This window comes from Hyphomicrobium sp. (assembly GCF_020852195.1).
Lineage (GTDB): Bacteria > Pseudomonadota > Alphaproteobacteria > Rhizobiales > Hyphomicrobiaceae > Hyphomicrobium_C.
Genome location: NZ_JADZBI010000206.1, coordinates 1 through 6,045, shown reverse-complemented (window position 1 = coordinate 6,045; position 6,045 = coordinate 1). Strand labels below are relative to the sequence as shown.

Annotated in this window: 4 protein-coding genes; all 4 read left to right on the top strand. The window is 58.8% G+C overall.

Translation table 11 applies throughout. The features are described 5' to 3' along the window. Positions 1 to 210 precede the first annotated feature (210 nt). Genes IT540_RS17370 through IT540_RS17355 form a run of 4 tightly spaced genes read left to right on the top strand, consistent with a single transcriptional unit; the run spans position 211 to position 5,948 of the window. Positions 211 to 1,773 (top strand): HAD-IIB family hydrolase, encoded by a 1,563-nt coding sequence (locus IT540_RS17370; protein WP_291180800.1) that lies wholly within the window; start codon positions 211 to 213, stop codon positions 1,771 to 1,773. Then, positions 1,760 to 2,866, top strand: a complete 1,107-nt coding sequence (locus IT540_RS17365; RefSeq protein ID WP_291180799.1) for a hypothetical protein — start codon at positions 1,760 to 1,762, stop codon at positions 2,864 to 2,866. Before IT540_RS17370 ends, IT540_RS17365 begins: the two co-directional genes overlap by 14 nt. Next, a complete protein-coding gene (locus tag IT540_RS17360; RefSeq protein WP_291180798.1) occupies positions 2,866 to 4,782 on the top strand; it encodes a hypothetical protein in 1,917 nt (638 codons plus the stop codon). The genes IT540_RS17365 and IT540_RS17360 overlap by 1 nt, the downstream gene beginning before the upstream one ends. Before the next feature lie 2 nt (positions 4,783 to 4,784). Further along, positions 4,785 to 5,948, top strand: a complete 1,164-nt coding sequence (locus tag IT540_RS17355) for a hypothetical protein (RefSeq protein ID WP_291180796.1) — start codon at positions 4,785 to 4,787, stop codon at positions 5,946 to 5,948. Positions 5,949 to 6,045: the final 97 nt, after the last annotated feature.

The window sequence follows — 6,045 nt, the reverse complement described above, 5'->3', positions numbered from 1 at the left end:
CGTGTTTCGAGACCCGCCACACCGCTTGAGATCATATGCAATCCCACGTTGGCGGCTTCCAGCCCAGTTTTTCTTATTTCGGCCGAAGGCTAGAATCCAGACATCACAGAAGCGCTGCGGCGTGCCAGGCGCCACAGCGCAAGAGAAGTGCATGTCCTAACCAACCGGGCTGATAGTGCGTTGATGACTTGCGTTGGAGATCTCACGGAAGTGATCTCACACGTATTTGCTCTCGACAACAAGGACGGCTACTTAGCGACCAACAGCTTACTACTGGACTCGATCCTCGTCGCTCGCGCCTACAGTGAGTTGGACGAGAGTGCTAGCCCAGCGCCGGAGTCCATCGACGATCTTCGCATTGCTGGCGAATCCGTTCAGGCTTGGACCGCGAGAGCAGCGGACTTCATTGAAGCCGCCGCCGCCCGCGGGGCGATGGTAGTGATCTACTCTCCGCAATTGCAGCCTGTCGCCGCTGATCTGGAATCGAAGCTCTCTGAAGCGGCACTGTTACACTGTCAGTTAGCAGATTTGCGCTCATTTTCTCACGGGCGACACCTGTGGCTCGCGGCACGCGCGCAGGACATCGTGGTACTCGCTCTCACCGAGCCATCACTGCGCCAACTGTGGGAACAGATGCGGGCCCTCTTTCCGCCGGGCGTGCCAACCCTTGAAATGCCGCTCCAGGGCTCCACACAGTGGGATCTGATCGCTGGGCTCATCGCCCAAATGCACCTCATCAATGCCATCGGCAATCGACTGGGCAATGACCCGGGCCACCAAGCCGTTCCGCAGTTCGGCCGCGATCTCTATTACATCGACCTCCCTCAGGTGATCCCACGACCGCGGGATCCTGTGCAGTCGCAGGATCGCTCGAAGTGCGAAGTTCTAGGCTCCCACTGGCCTTCACCGCAAAATAGCGGCGATATGAGGCGTGCCAGAAGCGCCTTTGTCGCCGCGTTCGAAAAGCAGACCTTTCGGGCGATCGTCTTTGACTACGATGGGACGCTTTGCCCCTCGCAACGAAAGAATGCGCCGCCCCCGGCGGGAATCGTCAACCACTTGCAGAGACTTATTGACGCAAACGTCATCCTTGGGATCGCCTCTGGCCGCGGCGGTTCGATTCAAGAATGTCTCGCGACGCTGTTCCCGCCGGCGGTTCTACGACACATCCAACTCGGTCTTTACAATGGCGGCTGGATCAATGACGCAAGTCAGGCACCGCTTCCGCTGAAGGATACGAGTGAGTTCTTAAGCCATGTGATTCGCATCGTTCGCCGGTTACAGGCGTTCGGCGTACCCATCCAGGAATTCCGCGAGACCCAACCGTACCAGGTCAGCGTGCGATTTCGTGAAGGGCTCGCTACGGAGCAGATGTGGTTCGTCATCGCCGACTCCCTCAGACAGGCAGGTCTCGATATCTTCCGGATTCATCGAAGCAAACATTCGGTAGATATACTCGCGCCCGGCATCGGTAAGGCTCAGTTGATCGCAAACATCATTCAGACGTTTAGAATCGATCCGTACGAGATCTTGACCGTGGGGGATCAAGGTGCGTGGCCTGGCAACGACGCCGACTTGTTGGAACACCGCTACTCACTTAGTGTTGACATGCCTTCCCGCCGTATTGATCGAGGCTGGAAGCTCGCGCCGGAACACAAGCGAGACGTGGATGCGACCCTCTGGTACCTCGACCGAGTACATGTCCTGCCCAGCGGCGGGTTTAGACTCGTGTTGCCGGAGTTGATGTCAGGGGAAGATCGTGCAGGATCTTAATGCCGCTCGAATACTGACGGCGGTGATGGGATGGCGGGATCTCAGCACTATTCAGGAGTACGTAAAGAAGCTGCAATTGCTCGCCGACTATAAGTACGACCATTATCAGCGGTTTGCGCCCGGGCGCCGATTTATTGAGAGCCTCGCGCTTTGGCTAGAGCGGCTAGACGAAACCGACCGCGCCGCCGCATTCGAGCTGGTCACGCAACACCTGATATATTTCTCTGACGCCGAATTCTCGCATCTGGTGCAGACCGCGTATCCAGACCTCATTGTCCAGGAAAGGATGCGCCTGGTGGCTGAGGAACATAACATTCCGACCTACCGTGTTGGTCAGTTGGCAAGACACCGGCGTTTCGAAGAGCTGAAGCTGAAGTCGCTCTATCTCGGCTTAAGCGACGGCGCGCACACCAATGAGCTTCGTCGCGCAAGCAACGGCGAGATCAGTAACGAGCAAATCTGGCAGGCGTACGAGCTCGGCGAGCAAAAGTCCGAGGACATGCTCCAGGAACTCCGAACCAGTACATCCGGAAGGGGATTCTCCGCCGCCGACCCGCGCTTCAACCTTATCTGGCTCCTCGATGATTTCTCGGGCAGCGGAAACACCTACATTCGATACGACGGCGCGAAGAAGACCTACAAAGGGAAGCTGAAAAGAGTCTACGACCAGCTCCACAGCGAAAGGCTCGTTGATCCCTCCTACTATGAGGTCTTTCTGCTGCTATACGTTGCAACGAGTCAAGCGATCGACCATATTGAATACTGGTGCGAGCGATTCACCGCCGAAATGGGCTACAAACCACTGCAGATTCGCGTTTTGTGTCCGCTGGAGCGCGACATCGCGCTGACCAAGATTTCTTCTGCAACCATCGCGCAGCTCCTGGCGAAGGAGCGCTACTTCGATTCGCGCGTGGCCAAGGACAAGCACATCGCAGTCGGCGGTACAGACGGCCGATTGGGATTCGCCGGGTGCGCGTTGCCCGTGGTGCTGTCCCACAACACGCCCAACAATTCGATCTATCTGCTGTGGGGCTACGAGCAATATCAGTTCAGCGGCCTTTTTCCACGTGTCACCCGCCATCGAGAACCCTGATGGCCTATCGCGCAAACCCCTTCTTAGAACGCATGTCCGAGCGAACCACCTCGGATCAAGAATTCGTGCGCCTCTTCTCCCCAAGGATCCTTGAGCGCATCGAGGACGATGCGTTCGACGGCGCCGTGCATGTGTTCCGCAGCGCTCCGGGCGCCGGTAAGACCACTCTGTTCCGGGCCTTCACGCCGAACTCCCTGCGGGGATTTTGGCGGGCGCAGAATTCTCCGGAGATTGCAGAATCCTACCGCCGCCTCGCATCGCGAGGGCTTGTCCACGATGAAGACGGTCCCCAGCTCCTAGGGGTACTCCTCTCTTGCGCATCCGGATATGCCGATCTGCCGCCAGGCTCGGCCGCCGAAGACGGCCTCTTTCGCGCGCTCTTCGATTGCCGGATCGTGCTTCGGACTTTGCGGAGTCTGGCTGCGCTCGTCGGAAGCGGGTCAGAGGACTCACTCTCGTCCATCCACTTGCAATACGACGGCGCGGACGCCGAGCTATCGGGCATACCAAGACTCAACTCTGCCGCGGAACTCGCGGGATGGGCAGCAGAACACGAGAAACGTGTGTATGCGAAACTCGATGCATTTTCTGGTCGCGAGCCGGATAGTCTGCCGGGCCACGTTCGATTTGAAGGCGTGCTCTGGCTTCAGGTCGTCCGCTTTGTTGTAGGCGACCGGGTCGTCGCACCGCGCCGCCTGCTTATGGTCGATGATGTATGGAAATTGCGGCGTAGGCAGCGCCAATTGTTGATCGACGAACTCACGGTCCTGCGGCCCTCGATACCCGTCTGGTTTGGATTGCGGTCGTCCGCCCTCGGCGAATCGCTCTTGTCCCAGGGTGCGCGATCCGGCCGGGACCTGCGCGAATACGCGCTCGAGGAGATTTGGGGCGGCACGAAGGCGGCGAGTTACCAGTTTGTCTCCTTTGCGCAAAATGTTTTGGACAAGCGCATGAATCTGCAGAACGCCATCCCGGGGGCGAATTTTCAACAGTGTCTGCGCCAACAGCTCGAGCCCGAGGAGATCCGCCGATATTTGCCCGCCGGCATCAAGGCATTTGGCGAGGCCACCGCTCACCAGAAGTCGAACGTGCGATACAGCGAGTGGCTCGCACGCGCGGAGCGAAAATCCGCGGAACCTTCCCTCGACACCCTGCTCGACTTGTATGTGACTCGAATTATTATGAGCCGCGATGCGGCGAGACGCCAGATGAGCTTCGATCTCGCACTGCCCGCGGAGGAGCTTGAGGACCGTGACAACTCGCAGGTCCGAAACGCGGCGGAGATCTTCCTGCACGAAGAACTCGATTTGCCGCATTACTATGGGTTCGAACGACTCTGTGTGATGGCAAGTAGCAACATCGAGGAACTGTTGTCGCTCGCCGCCGCTCTGTACGAGGGCGTCGAGGCCCGTCAGGTGCTTCGCCGTCGCGATCCCGAGCTATCACCCGCTGAGCAGGAGAAGCAGCTTCTCCAGGCCGCCAAACGCAAGCTTCAATTTATCCCGAAGAGCCATACCGAGGGAACGCGAGCATTGCGGCTCCTGCAGTCGATTGGATCCTATTGCCGAGAGCGGACGTTCCTGCCCAATGCCCCTTACGCGCCGGGCGTAACCGGCGTGCGGCTATCACACACTGAGCTTGACAAGCTCAGCGGCACGCAGCCCATGGGCGATCAGGGAAGATTGCTGCTGCGTGGGCTCGCTGAATGCGTCGCCGAGAATCTCCTGTTGGCGCGCCCAAGCTCCGCAAGCACGGCACGTGAAGCAGGCACAATCTTCGATCTCAACCGAACGCTCTGCGCGCACTTTGGGCTGCCGCTCCAGATGGGCGGTTGGCAAGATGTCGAATCCGCCGACCTTGCTGACTGGGTCGCTCGCGGCCGCACGCCGGATCGGATGCGACTCCAATTGGGGTGACTATGCTCTGGAACCACTACGTGTACCGACGCGGCGACGGCGTACATGATCTGTGGGGCCCGCTGTTCAAACGTCGACCGATGAGGCTGCTCTACATTGCAGGAAAAGGGTTCGACGTGCGCGCGCAAGTCGTCTTGCGCGAATGCGTTGCAAGCATTCGATCCTCGGGCCAGGTGGTGGAGGCCGCCTCTCTCACCCTCGTGGCCGTGAAGGGCTACGAACTCGACCCAGCACTTCTGGCGCTCACCGAGGTCAACGCGGCGGCCCTTGAGACCATCTTCGCGCCGCTCGGCGCCTCCCAGTCGGTCGCGATCAGCGCTGCCGCAACGGAGGAAAGCGAAATCAGCGCGACCCAAGCCATTCGACTCGGGGTCGACGCGGTACTCAGGCAAGTGACGGACCAGACCGACATTATTCTTGATGTGAGCTCGATTCCGCGCGTGGTCTATCTTGCGCTAATGACCAGCATCCTCAATCGCCTAGTGCCGCGCAAGAAGGAGGAGAATGCACTTTCGCAATGTGGAGTAAACTTTCAAGTGGTAGTGGCGGAGGATGCGGGCTTGGATGCCCAGATCCTAGCCGAAGATCCAAGCAGTGATCCCGTATTGGTTCCCGGATTCTCCAGCGCCGTACAGGCCGAAAGCGTGCAAGACTGGCCGCTCGTCTGGTTTCCAATTTTGGGCGAACATCGAGTGAACCAGCTCCTGCAGATTTTGAAATCAAACGTCATTCCAGACCAGGCAGAGATTTGTCCGGTTTTGCCTCACCCGTCCAGCAATCCCCGCCGCGCGGATCGGCTGCTTCTTGAATACAAGGAGCCCCTTTTCGACCAACGGGAAACTCCGACCAGCAACATCCTGCATGCCCACGAGTCGAATCCATTCGAAGCCTATCGACAGCTCCTGCAGGCGATGATTCGCTACCGGGATAGCTTGCGCATCTTAGGCGGTTGCCGACTTGTCGTTTCGCCGCTCGGAAGCAAGCTCATCACGCTCGGCGCAGGTCTCGCGTGCTTCGACATGCGCCCCGATGATTTAAGTGCCCAGTACGGTATTGCCATCCCTCATGCCGAGCCCACTCGCTACGTAGCAAGCGTTGAAGCACTCACGAGTTCTCGGCCGGGCATCTCGGCTTTGCTTTTAACGGGCGAGGCCTACGCGCCATGAACGCGTTGGTGAAGGTCGTCGCCTGTTCGGCGGCTTTACTCCTCATCAGACGATCAGAACTCCCTCAGTGAGGTAGCCTTCACACTTGATGTCTCTT

Excerpts from the sequence above, each read along its gene's own strand:
- IT540_RS17360 (WP_291180798.1), top strand. The coding sequence starts at position 2,866 with ATGGCCTATCGCGCAAACCCCTTCTTAGAACGCATGTCCGAGCGAACC.
- IT540_RS17355 (WP_291180796.1), top strand. The coding sequence starts at position 4,785 with ATGCTCTGGAACCACTACGTGTACCGACGCGGCGACGGCGTACATGAT.